18 protein-coding genes are annotated in these 15,162 nt (G+C 72.2%); 7 read left to right on the top strand and 11 right to left on the bottom strand.

Annotated elements, in window-relative coordinates:
* Positions 1 to 15 precede the first annotated feature (15 nt).
* Together GTY58_RS33475 and GTY58_RS33470 are read right to left on the bottom strand one after the other, a co-directional pair.
* A complete protein-coding gene (locus tag GTY58_RS33475) occupies positions 16 to 900 on the bottom strand; it encodes an SDR family oxidoreductase (protein WP_010987842.1) in 885 nt (294 codons plus the stop codon).
* Positions 900 to 1,697, bottom strand: a complete 798-nt coding sequence (locus GTY58_RS33470) for an acetoacetate decarboxylase family protein (protein ID WP_010987841.1) — start codon at positions 1,695 to 1,697, stop codon at positions 900 to 902. Before GTY58_RS33470 ends, GTY58_RS33475 begins: the two co-directional genes overlap by 1 nt.
* Before the next feature lie 99 nt (positions 1,698 to 1,796).
* Between GTY58_RS33470 and GTY58_RS33465 the strand changes: the two genes are divergently transcribed.
* The 6 genes from GTY58_RS33465 to GTY58_RS33440 all read left to right on the top strand — a co-directional run bounded on the left by GTY58_RS33465 (position 1,797) and on the right by GTY58_RS33440 (position 7,429).
* Positions 1,797 to 2,447: a TetR/AcrR family transcriptional regulator gene (locus tag GTY58_RS33465; protein WP_037646881.1), complete on the top strand. Its 651-nt coding sequence runs from the start codon at positions 1,797 to 1,799 to the stop codon at positions 2,445 to 2,447.
* A 54-nt stretch (positions 2,448 to 2,501) separates the two neighbouring features.
* Positions 2,502 to 3,479, top strand: coding sequence for a DEDDh family exonuclease (locus GTY58_RS33460; RefSeq protein WP_010987839.1), 978 nt, complete (start codon positions 2,502 to 2,504; stop codon positions 3,477 to 3,479).
* A 105-nt stretch (positions 3,480 to 3,584) separates the two neighbouring features.
* Positions 3,585 to 3,818: a hypothetical protein gene (locus tag GTY58_RS33455; protein ID WP_010987838.1), complete on the top strand. Its 234-nt coding sequence runs from the start codon at positions 3,585 to 3,587 to the stop codon at positions 3,816 to 3,818.
* A gap of 68 nt (positions 3,819 to 3,886) precedes the next feature.
* The gene (locus GTY58_RS33450; protein ID WP_010987837.1) at positions 3,887 to 4,684 is read left to right on the top strand and encodes an SURF1 family protein; all 798 of its coding nucleotides are present in this window, start codon (positions 3,887 to 3,889) and stop codon (positions 4,682 to 4,684) included.
* A 172-nt stretch (positions 4,685 to 4,856) separates the two neighbouring features.
* Positions 4,857 to 6,668 carry a glycoside hydrolase family 15 protein gene (locus GTY58_RS33445; protein ID WP_010987836.1) on the top strand — a complete coding sequence of 604 codons (1,812 nt, stop codon included), beginning with the start codon at positions 4,857 to 4,859 and terminating at the stop codon, positions 6,666 to 6,668.
* A gap of 5 nt (positions 6,669 to 6,673) precedes the next feature.
* Positions 6,674 to 7,429: an SDR family oxidoreductase gene (locus GTY58_RS33440; RefSeq protein WP_010987835.1), complete on the top strand. Its 756-nt coding sequence runs from the start codon at positions 6,674 to 6,676 to the stop codon at positions 7,427 to 7,429.
* Between the two features lie 66 nt (positions 7,430 to 7,495).
* Here GTY58_RS33440 and amaP read toward each other — a convergent pair whose 3' ends face one another.
* Genes amaP through GTY58_RS33415 form a run of 5 tightly spaced genes read right to left on the bottom strand, consistent with a single transcriptional unit; the run spans position 7,496 to position 9,869 of the window.
* Complete coding sequence (amaP, locus tag GTY58_RS33435; protein WP_010987834.1) at positions 7,496 to 8,083, bottom strand: alkaline shock response membrane anchor protein AmaP; 588 nt, start codon at positions 8,081 to 8,083, stop codon at positions 7,496 to 7,498.
* Positions 8,080 to 8,766 carry a DUF6286 domain-containing protein gene (locus GTY58_RS33430; protein WP_010987833.1) on the bottom strand — a complete coding sequence of 229 codons (687 nt, stop codon included), beginning with the start codon at positions 8,764 to 8,766 and terminating at the stop codon, positions 8,080 to 8,082. The genes amaP and GTY58_RS33430 overlap by 4 nt, the downstream gene beginning before the upstream one ends.
* On the bottom strand, positions 8,763 to 9,164 hold the full coding sequence (locus GTY58_RS33425) for an Asp23/Gls24 family envelope stress response protein (RefSeq protein WP_010987832.1): 402 nt from the start codon (positions 9,162 to 9,164) through the stop codon (positions 8,763 to 8,765). The genes GTY58_RS33430 and GTY58_RS33425 overlap by 4 nt, the downstream gene beginning before the upstream one ends.
* Positions 9,165 to 9,167: 3 nt before the next feature.
* A complete protein-coding gene (locus tag GTY58_RS33420) occupies positions 9,168 to 9,353 on the bottom strand; it encodes a hypothetical protein (protein WP_010987831.1) in 186 nt (61 codons plus the stop codon).
* A gap of 33 nt (positions 9,354 to 9,386) precedes the next feature.
* Positions 9,387 to 9,869: an Asp23/Gls24 family envelope stress response protein gene (locus tag GTY58_RS33415; protein ID WP_010987830.1), complete on the bottom strand. Its 483-nt coding sequence runs from the start codon at positions 9,867 to 9,869 to the stop codon at positions 9,387 to 9,389.
* A gap of 85 nt (positions 9,870 to 9,954) precedes the next feature.
* Here GTY58_RS33415 and GTY58_RS33410 point away from each other — a divergent pair, with 85 nt between their 5' ends.
* A complete protein-coding gene (locus GTY58_RS33410) occupies positions 9,955 to 10,695 on the top strand; it encodes a hypothetical protein (RefSeq protein ID WP_010987829.1) in 741 nt (246 codons plus the stop codon).
* Here GTY58_RS33410 and GTY58_RS33405 read toward each other — a convergent pair.
* The 4 genes from GTY58_RS33405 to GTY58_RS33390 form a co-directional block, all read right to left on the bottom strand.
* Complete coding sequence (locus GTY58_RS33405; RefSeq protein ID WP_010987828.1) at positions 10,692 to 11,525, bottom strand: enoyl-CoA hydratase/isomerase family protein; 834 nt, start codon at positions 11,523 to 11,525, stop codon at positions 10,692 to 10,694. The genes GTY58_RS33410 and GTY58_RS33405 overlap by 4 nt on opposite strands.
* Positions 11,526 to 11,668: 143 nt before the next feature.
* Positions 11,669 to 11,890 (bottom strand): helix-turn-helix domain-containing protein, encoded by a 222-nt coding sequence (locus tag GTY58_RS33400; RefSeq protein WP_010987827.1) that lies wholly within the window; start codon positions 11,888 to 11,890, stop codon positions 11,669 to 11,671.
* Positions 11,891 to 12,266: 376 nt separating this feature from the next.
* Complete coding sequence (locus GTY58_RS33395) at positions 12,267 to 13,865, bottom strand: ABC-F family ATP-binding cassette domain-containing protein (RefSeq protein ID WP_010987826.1); 1,599 nt, start codon at positions 13,863 to 13,865, stop codon at positions 12,267 to 12,269.
* Positions 13,866 to 13,956: 91 nt separating this feature from the next.
* Positions 13,957 to 14,730 carry a hypothetical protein gene (locus GTY58_RS33390; protein ID WP_174514637.1) on the bottom strand — a complete coding sequence of 258 codons (774 nt, stop codon included), beginning with the start codon at positions 14,728 to 14,730 and terminating at the stop codon, positions 13,957 to 13,959.
* Between the last annotated feature and the right edge of the window lie 432 nt (positions 14,731 to 15,162).

Here is a 15,162-nt window from a genome sequence, read left to right as displayed (position 1 = left end):
GTCACCACGGTCTCCTCAGTCGAGGATGAAGCTTTCCAAGTACGACGGGTCGGTCCGCTCGAGCATCGACCGCGACCTCGCCCTGATCTGCCGGTCGCTGTGCTCGCTCTCGGGCAGCAGCCAGAAGCGGTCCGCCCGGATGCCGTCCACCACCAGCTCGGCGACCTCCTCGACCGGCGTGAAGCGCACTTCCCGGCCCGCCTCCCGCATCGCGGCCTCCCACTGGTCGAGGCTGCGGTAGGGGGTCTTCCTCGGCTTGTGCTTCGCGTAGCGCGAGGGCCGGTTGCGGTGCGACTCCCACAGGCCGGTACGGAGCATGTGCGGCCCCGGGAACAGCACGGAGGCGCCCACGCGCGCGTGCTCCGCCCTCAAGTGCGCGTACAGGGACTCCGTCATCGTCACGACGGCCGCCTTGGTGACGGCGTACACGGAGGCGGTGGGCAGGGGCGCGATGCCGCCGTCCCCCGACGAGGTGTTGACCACATGGCCGGGCTCACCCCCCGCGATCATCCGGGGCACGAAGGCCTGGACGCCGTGGAAGACGCCCCACACGTTGACCGCGAAGGCCCACTTCCAGTCGTTCGGGTCGTGCTCCCACATCCGGCCCTCGGCTCCGGAGCCGACGCCCGCGTTGTTGCACAGCACGTGCACGGCGCCGAACCTCTCCCACGTCCCGGCCGCCAGCGCCTCGACCTGATCACGCTCCCCGACGTCGACCACGCGCGCGTGCACCTCGGCCCCGTCCTCCCGCAGCGCGGAAGCGGCCTTCTCCAGGGCCCCCTCCTCGACATCCGCGAGGACCACCTTCAGTCCCTCGGCCGCGAACCGCCGTGCCATCGCGAGCCCGATGCCGCTCGCCGCGCCGGTGACGACGGCGACCTGTCCCGCCCGGAGATCCATCAGACACTCCCCTGCGGCGGACCGTCGAGCAACTGCTGCGGATCGTCGTAGCGCTGGTGGATGTACGGCAACAGGGCCTGGGCACTGACCTGTTCGACGACCTTGCCCTTCTGGTCGGTGGTCTTCTCACCGATGGTGATCTCGACGAGCCGGCGTACGGGCAGGTCGGCGACCGGGTCGTACATCGACTCGCGCAGGACGACGTCACCGGTGATCCGCTCCAGCCTGCGCACCTTCTCGTTGCGCAGGCAGTGCACCAGGACCGGGGCGGTGTCGAAACCCGGACCGTCCACCGAGGGCAGGAACTTGAAGTAGAAGTCGGTCTTCCGGACGGGCTCCGGAAGCGGCAGATCACCGCTGACCGCTCCGCGCACCTCCACGAACGCGATGCCGTGCCGGGCCAGCGCCGCGCGTACGACGAGGCCGTCCCGTTCGACCGTGACCTCGCCCAGCTTCTTCGGCTCCCCGAACACCTCACGGCCGCCGATGAGGGCCCGCTCATGGGTCATCGGCATGACGAGCGGGTACCAGCCCTCGACGCCGTCGTGCGCGGCGGCGACCGCGAACGAGCCCGCGCCCAGCCGGTATCCGGGCAGGTCGACCTTGCTGATGTTGACCCGGGCCAGGGGCCGCCCGGTGGGTTTGAGCGGGGGCGGCAGCACCGCCGCGACCGCGTCCGGGTCGGTCTCCCAGACGGCCACCACACCGGTGGACCAGATGTCGGGGAGCCGGGAGCTCGCGGAGCGCGCGGCCGCGATCTCCGCGTCGGTCCGCGCGCCATAGCGCACTCGTGCCATGTCGTACCGCCCTTCTTCTGATGGGCCGTCACCTGTAACACAGTTACAGCAGACCTCGTGCCGGGTAAATACGTGTGCACGAACATGGACGGGGGCGGGATGGCGAGACCGGCACTCACCCGCGACGAGGTCCTGGACTCCGCGGCGGATCTGGTGAAGCGGCACGGCCCGGCGGCGCTGACGATGCGGGGGCTCGCCGCCGAGCTGGGCACCGCGGTCACCTCGATCTACTGGCATGTCGGCAACCGCGAGTCCCTGCTCGACGCGCTGGTCGAGCGGACCGTCGCCGATCTCGGCGAGATCCGCCCGGTGGGGCGCACGCCCGCGCGCCGCATCGCCTCCGTCGCCCGCGCCCTGCGCCGGCAGTTGCGCGACCATCCACATCTCGTCGCGATGGTGCACGAACGCGGTCTGACAGAACGCATGTTCCTGCCCGCACAGCAGGCGCTGGTGCGTGAGGCGCACGCGGCGGGACTGCGCGGCGCGCGGGCCGCCGAGGTCGTACGGGCCGTGCAGTTCCTGGTCGTCGGGCACGTCCTGGTCGAGCGCAACCGCGAGCGTGCCCCGGCGCAGCGCCCCGGCGAGCAGGAGCTGTGGGGGGCACGTACGGCGGACGGGGACCCGGCGCTCGCACGAACACTCGCCTGGCCCGTCGATCCGGAGAAGGTGTTCACGGCATCCGTGAAGGCCCTGGTCGCCGGGCTGTTGGAGGCGGCGCCTGAGACCGCCCGCGGCCCGGGCCCGTCCTGAGAGGGCGGAGTCCGGGGACAGAGCTGTCAGTGGCGGCCCTTATCCTCATTGACCATGCTCGAAGACCGTACGACCGCAGCGACCCCAGCCCCCTGGCCGGCCGCGTATCCACAGGGGTACGCGGTCGTCGACGTGGAGACCACCGGCCTGGCCCGGGACGACCGGATCATCTCGGCCGCCGTCTACCGGCTGGACGCGCGCGGCGAGGTCGAGGACCACTGGTACACGATGGTCAACCCGGAGCGGGACCCGGGCCCGGTGTGGATCCACGGGCTGACGAGCGATGTCCTCGAAGGGGCACCGCTCTTCGAGGACATCGCGGCGGAGTTCGCGTCCCGGCTCGCCGACCGCGTGCTCGTCGCGCACAACGCGGTCTTCGACTGGTCGATGATCGCCCGGGAGTACGCGCGCGCGAAGAGCCAGGCGCCGGTGCGGCAGCGGCTGTGCACCATCGCGCTCTCCAAGGAGCTGGGCCTGCCGCTGCCCAACCACAAGCTGGAGTCGCTGGCCGCGCACTTCGGCGTCGTACAGCAGCGGGCCCACCACGCCCTGGACGACGCGCGCGTGCTGGCCGAGGCGTTCCGGCCGAGTCTGCACGCGGCGGCGCGGGACGGCGTCCGGCTGCCGCTGCTGGAGTGCCTGCCGCTCACCGAGTGGAACGCCACCCCGCGGATCGGCCGGCAGCCCTCCGGCGGCTATCCGTCCGGCAGTTGGCGCCCCTCCCGCAAACGCCCCGTATGCCCCTATCCCAACCCGGGTCGCTACGAAGAGGGCAAACCGCTCAAGCAAGGCATGCGGGTGGCGTTCTCCGGGGACACCTCGGTCGACCGCGAGCTCCTCGAGGACCGCGCCGTCGAGGCGGGCCTGCATGTGGCGACGAGCCTGTCCCGGCTCACCAGCCTGCTCGTCACCAACGACCCCGGCTCGGGTACGTCCAAGACGGCCAAGGCGCGGCAGTACGGGACACCGGTGATCGACGAGGCGGCGTTCGGCCAGCTGCTGCGGGACGTGGAGCCGGCCTCGCAGGGGTGACCCGCGGCGGCTCGAACCGGTGGTGAGGCGTCAGACGGGTGATTGGCGGACGACTCGCCCGGCGGCCGCTCGCCCGTCCCGGGTCGGCGCCGCACCCTGTGGCGCATGGCACGTTGCGAAGTCTGTGGAAACGACTACGGCATGACGTTCGAGGTGCACGCGCAGGGCGCGGTGCACGTCTTCGACTGCTTCTCCTGCGCGATCCACCGCATGGCACCGATCTGCGAGCACTGTCGCGTCCAGATCATCGGCCAGGGAGTCGAGGTCGGGGGCCGCTGGTTCTGCGGTGCGCACTGCTCTCGCGCGGAGGGGAGGGCGGGAATCGTCGACAAGGTCTGAGCCCCCTGCCCGCCGTCCACCGCCCACCCCCCTCCCAACGCCCCACGACCGAGTTGTACGGTCGTGGGGTGTACCGCTTCCTGTTGTCCCGGCAGTGGGTGATCCTCACCCTTGTGACGCTCGCGCTCATCCCGACGATGATTGAGCTGGGCTTCTGGCAGCTGCACCGCCACGAGCACCGCGTCGCGCTCAACACGGTGATCGGCAACTCGCTGGCCGCCACGCCGGTGCCGGCGGAGTCGCTCACCTCGCCCGGCGCGACCGTCAAGCACGACGACCTGTACCACCGGGTGACCGCGAAGGGCACCTTCGACACCGCGCACGAGGTCGTCGCACGCCGCCGTACGAACGTGGACGGCGAGGTCGGTTTCCACGTCCTGACCCCGTTCGTGCTGGACGACGGCAAGGTGATCCTGGTCAACCGGGGCTGGATCCCGGCGAACGGCGTGCAGACCGAGTTCCCGAAGATCCCCGCCCCCGCGAACGGTGAGATCACCGTCACCGGGCGGCTGATGCCCGACGAGACGACCGCCGAGAGCGGCATCAAGAACGTCCAGGGGCTGCCGGCCCGCCAGATCATGCTGATCAGCAGCGGACAGCAGGCGAAGGCCCTCGGCAAGCAGGTCCTCGGCGGCTATGTCGAGCTGACCTCGCCCCGGCCCAAGGGGGACAGCCCCGAGCTGATTCCGGCCCCCGACCACAGCGACATCGGCCCCCACATGGCGTACGCCGTCCAGTGGTGGCTGTTCGCGGCGGGCGTCCCCGTCGGCTGGGTCGTCCTGGCCCGGCGCGAACGCCGCGACCGCGCGGAGGCGGCAGCGGCGAAGGAGACGGAGACCAAGGAGACGGCCCCGGCGGCCGTCTAGAGCCAGGGCCCGACCCGCCGCACGGAGCCCGGCAGTCCCGCGCCCCAGCGCCCCAGCGCCCCCACGACGGTCCGGCCCCCACCGCACCCCACCGGCCGCCCTTCCGCCCGCGCATCACCCGCCCGGGCCCACCCCCGGATTGCCCCCACCCCCCAGCGGGAACCCGGCAATTGTGCACAAATCTGTCGAGTCCCCAGCATTCAGCGCATCCATTGAGGACTACGCCCTCATCGGGGACCAGCAGAGCGCCGCCCTTGTCGCCCGCGACGGATCCATCGACTGGCTCTGCCTCCCCCGCTTCGACTCGCCGGCCTGCTTCGCCGCGCTGCTCGGCGACGAGCACAACGGCAAGTGGCGTATCGCCCCCAAGGGCGCGGGCCCCTGCACCCGTCGCGCCTACCGCACCGACTCCCTCGTCCTCGACTCCGAGTGGGACACCCCCGAGGGCACGCTGCGCGTCACCGACCTGATGCCCCAGCGCGACAGCGCCCCCGACCTCGTACGCATCGTGGAGGGGCTGCGCGGCCGCGTCACCGTACGCAGCGCGATCCGGCTGCGCTTCGACTACGGCTCGATCGTGCCGTGGATGCGCAGGGCCGAGGGGCATCGCGTGGCGGTGGCCGGCCCCGACGCCGTGTGGCTGCGCAGCGAGCCCGCGGTGCACACCTGGGGCGAGGACTTCTGCACGCACTCCGAGTTCACCGTCGGGGAGGGCGAGAAGGTCGCCTTCGTCCTCACCTGGCATCCCTCGCACCAGCCGCGCCCGCCGCTCGTGGACCCGTACGAGTCGCTGCACGGCAGTCTCGCGCAGTGGCGGGAGTGGGTGTCGCAGTGCCGTTACGACGGACCGTTCCGGGATGCCGTGGTGCGTTCCCTGATCACTCTCAAGGCCCTCACCTACGCCCCGACCGGCGGCATCGTGGCCGCCCCCACCACCTCACTGCCCGAACAGCTCGGCGGCATCCGCAACTGGGACTACCGCTACTGCTGGCTGCGCGACTCCACGCTCACCCTGGACGCGCTGCTGTCGGCCGGGTACCACGAGGAGGCCGCGGACTGGCGCGACTGGCTGCTGCGCGCGGTCGCGGGCGATCCGGCGGATCTGCAGATCATGTACGGGCTGTCGGGAGAGCGGCGGCTGCCCGAGTTCGAGCTGCCCTGGCTGCCGGGATTCGGGGACTCGGTCCCGGTCCGGATCGGCAACGACGCCGCGAAGCAGTTGCAACTGGACGTCTACGGCGAGGTCATCGACTCGCTGTCGCTGGCCCGGTGTTCGGGTCTGCCGGCCAAACCGCACATGTGGCAGGTGCAGCGCGCCCTGATGGATTTCCTGTGCTCGGCCTGGCGGCAGCCGGACGAGGGGCTGTGGGAGGTGCGCGGCGGGCGTCGCCATTTCGTGTACTCGAAGGTGATGGCCTGGGTGGCCGCCGACCGCGCCGTACGCACCCTGGAGAACGAGCCGCAGCTCGGCGGCGATCTGGCGGGCTGGCGGGCCATGCGCGACGAGGTGCACCGCGAGGTGTGCGAGCGCGGCTACGACGCCGAGCGGAACACCTTCACACAGTTCTACGGCTCACGTGGACTCGACGCCTCGCTGCTGCTCATCCCCCGGGTCGGTTTTCTGCCGCCCGACGATCCGCGGGTGATCGGCACGGTCGACGCGGTGCGCGAGGAGCTGGGCCGAGACGGCTTCGTACGCCGTTACAGCACCGACGTGGCAGAGGTGGACGGGCTGCCCGGCGACGAGGGCACGTTCCTGGTCTGTTCGTTCTGGCTCGCGGACGCCCTGCACCGGCTGGGCCGCACCGAGGAGGCCCGCGCCCTGTTCGAACGGCTGGTCGGGCTCTGCAACGACGTGGGTCTGCTCGCCGAGGAGTACGACCCGGCGTCGGACCGCTTCCTCGGCAACTACCCCCAGGCCTTCAGCCACCTCGGCCTGGTGAGCACCGCCCTCGCCCTCTTCGGTGACCAGGAGGCAGGATAGGGGGCATGGATCTTGGACTTGAGGATCGTGTGTACGTCGTCACCGGGGCGACCCGTGGGCTCGGCAACGCGGCGGCGCGGGAACTCGTCGCCGACGGGGCGAAGGTGGTCGTCACGGGCCGGGACGACAAGAGTGTCGCCGACGCCGCGTCCGCGCTCGGCCCGAACGCGGTCGGGGTGGCCGTGGACAACGCGGACCCCGAGGCGCCGGCCCGCCTCGTCGCGGCCGCGCGTGCGCACTTCGGCGGCTTCGACGGCATCCTCATCAGCGTCGGCGGACCACCGCCCGGGTTCGTCGCCGACAACACGGACGAGCAGTGGACGGCCGCGTTCGAGTCGGTGTTCCTCGGTGCGGTCCGGCTGGCCCGTGCGGCGGCGGCCGAGCTGGCCGAGGGCGGGGTCATCGGCTTCGTGCTGTCCGGCTCGGTGCACGAGCCCATCCCGGGCCTGACCATCTCCAACGGGCTGCGCCCGGGCCTCGCCGGCTTCGCCAAGTCCCTCGCGGACGAGCTGGGCCCGCGCGGCATCCGCGTCGTCGGCCTGCTCCCGTCCCGCATCGACACGGACCGTGTCCGTGAACTCGACGGGCTCTCCGCCGACCCGGAGGCCACCCGCGTGGCCAACGAGTCCCGCATCCCGCTGCGCCGCTACGGCACACCGGAGGAGTTCGGCCGCGCGGCCGCGTTCCTGCTGTCGCCGGCGGCGTCGTATCTGACGGGCATCATGCTGCCGGTGGACGGCGGGATGCGGCACGGGTTCTAGGGCCGGTCCGGTGGACCGGGGCCGCGGGAAGCAGCGGAACCCGCCCGCCGTTGTCCGCGGTGTCCCTCAACTCACCCGCTCCGCCCGGTGTTTGACCGCGCGCAGCCGGACCTCCGCGGGCAGTGCCGCGAGGGCCGCGGAGTCCCGGGCGTGGGCGAGCGACCGAGTGGTCAGGCCGTGCAGCGCGGTCCCCGGATCCACGTGCGGTTCCAGCAGGAGCCGCACCCGGGCCTCGGGGGCGGCGCGCCGGCCGGTCAGCAGGACGTGTGCGCGCCCGACGCCGTCCAACTGCTCCGCGTCAGCGGCGAGTACGTCCTCCAGGGCCCGTCCGCGCAGCATCGCGCCCTCGCCGTCGCCGGTGTCGACGAGCACCTCCGCGAGCCGCCGCCTGCGCAGTACGGCGGACAGCCACCACAGGGCGAGCAGGACGAGAACGGCTAGCACGGCGATGACGGTCGGCCACCACCAGCCCTCGTCCCGCCACCGCGTCCGCTCGGCGTAGCTGAGGAGCACGTCGCGCCGTCCGTCGTGGATCCACCACGAGGGTGGCCGGACGCCGAGTCCGACGGCCAGCACGGAGCCGCCGAGGGCGACCAGGATCAGCCCGGCGAGTCCGAGCAGCACACGGTTGACGGTCCTCAGCACCGTCCTCACCCCTTCCGCCGGGGACGCCCCACGCGCACCGACAGCGCGGGCGGCCGGACCAGCCCCAGCCCCCGGACGCCGTCGGCGAGCGTGGCGTCCAGGTCGGCGCGTACGTCGTCGAGTTCACGGAAGTGCGACACCGCGCGGACGTCCGCCTTCCTGCGCCGCACACGGACGCGCACGGACTGCACGCCGGACACCTCCATGGCCCGGTCGCGCAGCGCCAGCGCGGCGGCTTTCCGGTGCAGTCCGGCCCGTACGTCGGGGTGTGCGCGGCGCATCGGCAGGAAGCCGCGCAGACCGGGAGTCGTGGCGAGCACGAGCAGCCAGACGCCGAGGGCGGCGGCGAGACCCGCGCCGACGAGCACCCAGGTGTCGTCGAGGGGCCGCTCGGCGAGCTGACGGGCCAGGAATCTGCGCCAGTGCATGGCGGGCCGGTGGGCGCGTACGGCCACGACGTCGTACAGGAGGAGGCCGGCGCCGAGGAGGACGATCAGGGCGAGGAGGCCCGCCGGGACACGGCGGGCCGACCAGAAGCGGCCGTCGCGGGCGCCCTCGTCGGCGGCCGGGACCGGGCCCGGTTCGTAGGCCTCCGGGGAGGCGGACCGGCCGGGGTCCGTGTCGTCGGTCTTCTCGATGACCGGCAGCCGCTGCGTGCTCTCGTGTCCCTCGTGTCCCTGGGGCTCGCTCACTGCGTCCTCCCGTGTGCCGCGCCGGGTGCCGGTGCCCGGTGCAGCCGCTCCACCTGGACGGCCACCTCGTGCACCTCCATCCCCGTCAAAGCGCCTACCCGCTCGGCGACCTGACGACGCACCGCACGGCACCGGCCACCGATGTCGGAGGGATAGTCGAGTTCGAGACTGATGCGGACGCGGGCGGTGCCGTGGTGCACGACGACCGTGGCGTGCGGCGACTCGGCGCCCCTGGTCAGCGGCAGCACTGCCTCGCGCGCCGCCTGCGCGGCGATCTTCGCGACGACCCGGTCGGCGATCCTGGTGGCCCCGCGCTCGGCCGGCGCCACGGCCGTCGGGGGCCGCCGGACCGCCTGGGGCCCGTAGCGCTGTTCGAGCTCACCGGCCTGGCCGGGCACCCGTCATCGCCGCCGGTCGTCGCGGGGGCGGAAGAAGTCGCCGAACTCCAGGTCCCCCTCGATGACCCGGCCGACGACGAGGCCGACGGCGCCCAGGGCGGCCACCAGCAGAAACGCGCCGAATCCGCCGAAGTACCCGGCGAAGCCCAGCGCCATTCCGGCAATCATGCCGATCACGGCCAAGCTCATGGTGCGCTCCTCAGCTGTGCGGTCACCCCGTGACTACTGAAGCCGTGTCTCCGGCTCCTCTTCCTCTTCGTCCGGCAGCTTCACATCGCTGACGGCGATGTTGACCTCGACGACCTCGAGTCCGGTCATGCGCTCGACGGCCGCGATGACGTTCTCGCGCACGGCGCGGGCGACATCGGTGATGGACACGCCGTAGTCGACGACGATCTCCAGGTCGAGCGCGGTCTGGAGCTCGCCCACCTCCGCCTTCACCCCGCGGGCGACGGACTTGGTGCCGCCGGGCACCCGGTCGCGCATGGCCCCGAAGGAACGGCTGAGTCCGCTGCCCATGGCGTTCACGCCGAGTACGTCACGGGCGGCCAGCCCGGCGATCTTCTCCACCACGCCGTCGGCGATGGTGGTGCGGCCTCGGGTCGCGGGGTCGCCGCCGCCTCGCTTGGTGGCCCTGCGTGCCTGCGGCGACTCCACCGCGCCCTCGGGGGTCTCCGGCCGGTTCCGCTCCGTCATGTCGGTCATCGCCGCACCTCCCTTTCGGTCGTCCCCCAACCCACAGTAGGCCGGGTTGCGGCCTCTCGCGCCTGGGGTGCGGCAGGCTGGAACAATGACGGCAGACCGGTGGACTCAGGAAGTACGGCATCTGCTCAGGCTCGGCAGGCTGCTGCCCCTCGGCCTCCCCCACGACGGCTCGTGGATCACGGAGAGCGCGGCCGGCTCGGTGCTGCGGCGCGCGGCGGATCCCGTGCGCGAGGTCCGCCTCGGCACGCTCCGGATCTCCCTCGCCGACCCGGAGCAGCAGGTGCACGAGCCGGTCGTGCCGCCCCCGCCGAGCGCGCTGCCGCCCGGCCCCCTCCGCATCATCGCGGAGTTCACCGTCTCGGCGGACCCCACGGCGCCGGGCGTCGACCCGCTCCCCACGACGGCCGACCGCCTGCGCCTGGCCCTGGCCGCGGCCGCGGAGGAGCGGCTCGGTCTGACGGTCACGGAGGTGGATCTGCTGGTGACAGAGTTGTCGAACGGGGCGGACGAGGCGCCCGTCGCCGTACGCCCTGACGACGAGCGGCCGACTGCCCAGCCGACCGGTGCCGACGAGCTCCGGGCGGCCTCGGCCGCGCTGTCCGTCCCGGGCGTCGCCCGTCTGACGGACGCCCTGGGCCGCCCGGTCCACATCGAGGACGTCGGCGGGAAGACCACCCTGCCGCACCGTCACGTTCGCGTCGAACTGGCGGTGACGGCGGAACGGCGGACCGCCGATGTGGCCAGGGCGGTCCGCTCGGCGGTGACGGAGGCCCTGCCGGACCACCCGTCGGTCGCCGTGGTGGTCACGGCGGTGGGCCGGCCCTAGTCGCCGACCCCGGCCAGATCCCGCAGGCGGCGAGCCTGGGCGGCACGCTCGGCTGCGCGCTGGTCCTCGTACGTCCGCTCCTGCGCCCCACGCAGCAACGCCTTCGTCTCGATGACGGCGTCACGCGGAGCGGCGAGCAGCGCGCCGGCGAGATCCCGTACCGCGCCGTCGAGCTGCTCGGCGGGCACGGCGAGGTTGGCGAGGCCGGTGCGTTCGGCCTCTTCGGCCAGCACAAAACGGCCCGTCGCGCAGATTTCGAGCGCGCGGGCGTAACCCACCAGGCTCACCAGCGGATGCGTACCCGTGAGGTCGGGGACGAGGCCCAGGCTGGTCTCGCGCATGGCGAACTGCACGTCGTCCGCGACGACGCGCAGGTCACAGGCGAGGGCCAGCTGGAAACCCGCGCCGACGGCGTGCCCCTGCACCGCGGCGATGGACACGATGTCGCTCCGCCGCCACCAGGTGAAACCCTCCTGGTACTCGGCGATGGTTCCGTCCAGCTCGGCGTCCGAACTGCGCGCGAGCTCGATGAACGACGGCTCGCCGTCGAACCCCTCGGGCGTGAACGCCTGCCGGTCGAGCCCCGCCGAGAACGACGGGCCCTCGGCGCGCAGCACAACGACACGGACGGAGCCCGGCAGTACCCGCCCGGCCTCTGCCAACGCCCGCCACAGCGCGGGACTCTGGGCGTTGCGCTTGGCCGGGTTGGTCAGCGTCACCGTGGCGACAGCCTCGTCGACGGTGAGCCGTACGCCGTCCTTGTCGAGTACGGGATCGAGGACCTTGCCGGGGTCCTTGTCGACGTCCGTCTCGTGCTCATGCGAAGCCATGGGGCGCCTCCGATGGGTGCGGTCATCGTGGATGCGGTGCCACGGAGAAGTAGCACGCATCCGTAAGTGACTGCACAGTAACCACCCGGTCGATCACTCGACCGACCGGGTGGCACCACCGAAGCCGATGGACCGCGCCGGCCTCAGGCCGTAGTGGCCTTCTTGCCCCGCGTCGCACCGCCACGCCCACGAAGCGTGACGCCCGACTCGCTGAGCATCCGGTGCACGAAGCCATACGAGCGGCCGGTTTCTTCGGCCAGCGCTCGGATGCTCGCACCGGAGTCGTACTTCTTCTTCAGGTCTGCCGCGAGCTTGTCGCGCGCGGCGCCGGTCACCCGGCTGCCCTTCTTCAGAGTCTCGGCCACCCGTGCCTCCTCAAGGGAAGTGCGCTCTGGTCTCCTCATGATCACCCCTCGGGGGCTTCATGGCCACCCATTCGGCAAGGTCCGTAAGACAAGGTTTTGACGACAGGAGCACATCCCCACGAGCGGAATCCGGTGTTCCGCCCGGTGGCATCCGTACGGCCGAACGGGTTCATCCGTGAATCACCAGGTCAGCGACGCGCGACGGCCGAGCCCTCGGGATGAAAGGACTCGGCCGCGAAATCGATGTAGGGCACACCTCGGTACGAGGAGATCTCACACAGATGATGGATCACGGATCGGCCGAATGATCCATACGCAGTGGATCACTCATTCGATCAAGCGGGGGTGACCCGTGGGGTGACCCCTTACAGGTCGGTCAGGCGAGGGCCACGAGGTCGGCGTAGTCGGCGCCCCAGAGGTCCTCGACGCCGTCGGGCAGCAGGATGATGCGCTCGGGTTGGAGCGCCTCGACGGCGCCCTCGTCGTGGGTGACGAGGACGACCGCGCCCTTGTAGGTGCGCAGCGCGCCGAGGATCTCCTCGCGGCTGGCCGGGTCGAGGTTGTTGGTCGGCTCGTCGAGGAGCAGGACGTTCGCCGAGGAGACGACCAGGGTCGCGAGTGCGAGGCGGGTCTTCTCGCCGCCGGACAGCACGCCGGCCGGCTTGTCGACGTCGTCGCCGGAGAAGAGGAACGAGCCGAGCGTCTTGCGGACCTCGACCAGGTCGAGGTCGGGGGCGGCGGAGCGCATGTTCTCGAGGACCGTGCGCTCGGGGTCGAGGGTCTCGTGCTCCTGCGCGTAGTAGCCGAGCTTGAGGCCGTGTCCCTCGACCACCTCGCCGGTGTCGGGCGTCTCCACGCCGCCGAGGAGCCGGAGCAACGTCGTCTTTCCGGCGCCGTTGAGGCCGAGGATGACGACGCGGGAGCCCTTGTCGATGGCCAGGTCGACGTCGGTGAAGATCTCCAGCGATCCGTACGACTTCGACAGACCCTCCGCCGTGAGCGGGGTCTTGCCGCACGGCGACGGCTCGGGGAAGCGGAGCTTGGCGACCTTGTCCTGCTGGCGCACCGCCTCGAGGCCCGCGAGGAGCTTGTCCGCGCGGCGGGCCATGTTCTGCGCGGCGACCGTCTTGGTGGCCTTGGCGCGCATCTTGTCGGCCTGGGAGTGGAGTGCGGCGGCCTTCTTCTCGGCGTTCTGCCGCTCGCGCTTGCGGCGCTTCTCGTCGGCCTCGCGCTGCTGCTGGTAGAGCTTCCAGCCCATGTTGTAGACGTCGATCTGGGAGCGGTTGGCGTCCAGGTAGAAGACCTTGTTGACGACCGTCTCGACGAGGTCGACGTCGTGGGAGATCACGATGAAGCCGCCACGGTAGGTCTTCAGGTAGTCGCGCAGCCAGACGATCGAGTCGGCGTCGAGGTGGTTCGTCGGCTCGTCCAGGAGGAGCGTGTCCGCGTCGGAGAAAAGAATGCGGGCCAGCTCGACACGGCGGCGCTGACCACCGGAGAGCGTGTGCAGGGGCTGGCCGAGCACGCGGTCGGGCAGGTTGAGCGCGGCGGCGATGGTGGCGGCCTCCGCCTCGGCGGAGTACCCGCCCTTGGTGAGGAACTCCGTCTCCTGGCGCTCGTACTGCCGCAGCGCCTTCTCCCGCGTGGCACCCGAGCCGTTCGCGATGCGCTGCTCGTTCTCGCGCATCTTGCGGATCAGGGTGTCCAGGCCGCGTGCGGAGAGGATGCGGTCGCGGGCGAGTACGTCCAGGTCGCCGGTGCGCGGGTCCTGCGGGAGGTAGCCGACCTCGCCGGAGCGGGTGACGTTGCCGCCGGCGGGGACTCCCTCGCCGGCGAGGACCTTGGTGAGGGTGGTCTTGCCCGCGCCGTTGCGGCCGACCAGGCCGATGCGGTCGCCCTTGGCGATGCGGAAGGTGGCGGACTCGATGAGGATGCGGGCGCCGGCGCGCAGCTCGATACCGGAGGCGGAGATCACGGACAGACTCCAGGGCGGAAGTATTGGCGGGGTGGGCAGCTGAGGGCGTTCCCGCCGTCTAATGCGCGAGGAGAATGGCCATGGGCCAAGTCTAACGGGGCCGTGCAACCAGATTTCCTGTGTGCGGGTGTTCGGCACTGTGATGCTCGCCCCGCCGTTCGCCCTGCCATTCGTTGCCCAGCGGTGTGCGGCGCGGGGCGATCGGGCCGAGGTCGTCCACGGCGACGATCTCGCCGCTCCAGGAGTCTGCCGCGAGGCAGGGCTGCGCGATCAGGATGGCGCCGCCGCGGTGCACCGCGCGCGCGGGGGCGAAGGCGCAGCCCTGGCGGGCGGGCAGCACCCAGCGCAGATCGCCGTCGGCGAGACGGTACGCGGCGATGCGGTGCGGGGTGACGACGGCGAGCATGCGGGTGCCCGGATCGAGCATCCGCAGGACCCCGGCTCCGCCGTGGGCCGCCAGCCAGTCCGCGGCCGCGGGCAGGGCGCGGTGCCAGCGGACGCCGGTGGCGTCGGTGGCGGTCACCAGGCCGTCGTCCCACAGTGCGATGGCGTCCCCGCGCGCGGGGAGCACGGCGAGCGGTCGACGCCCCGCCCGCGCGTAGGTCCAGTGAACCGAGCCGCCGCGGCCGCCGTACGCCTCGACGGCGGCCCCTCGCATACGCAACCTGGGCTCCACGGCGGGCGCCACGCGCGCGTGGACGGTGAGGCGATCTCCGTAGGGGGCGGGGCGGGCGTGGTGGACCGCGGCGAGGAGGGAGGCGCCGAGCAGGAGCGCGAGGGCGGTGGGCAGGAGGCGGTGGAGACGGCGGAAGTGGGGCGGGGGCAGGGGGTCGGTGGGGAGGCGGGGGCGGGGAGAGGCGTTCACAGTCCACGCGGCTTCGGTGTTCGCGGGGCGCTCGGCTGTGCGGGTCGCGGGGTGCTCGGCCTGCGGGTTCGCGGGGCGCGCGGGGCCGGCGTGCGCGCGTGGGCGGTGGGGGCGGTGGGCCGGCTGTCGGCGCGGGACGCTGCGGGCCGGCCGTCGGTGAGGGCCGCGTAGCGCTGGTCGCCGGGGCCCTCCCCCGTCGTCCCGGTCGGCAAAGCGACCACCTCGCCCCCTCAAAGCGCTGCCCACGGACCAGGCGGAGCGTAGGCGCGGGTACGGCGGACGGCTGCCGTGACACGGCGGGCGGGCCCGGGTGCGTCCTCCGTTCGGCCGTTCGGTCCTTCGACCCTTCGGTCCTTCGGTCCTTCGGTCCTTCGCCCGGGGCCGCGTTGTCAGTGCCCGATGCCACACTGTGTGGCGGGTCACATTCCGGCG

Source organism: Streptomyces sp. SID5469, assembly GCF_009862865.1.
GTDB classification, from domain to species: Bacteria; Actinomycetota; Actinomycetes; order Streptomycetales; family Streptomycetaceae; genus Streptomyces; species Streptomyces avermitilis.
The sequence above is the reverse complement of the archived record's forward strand: the minus strand, read 5'-3'. Positions and strand labels throughout refer to the sequence as shown.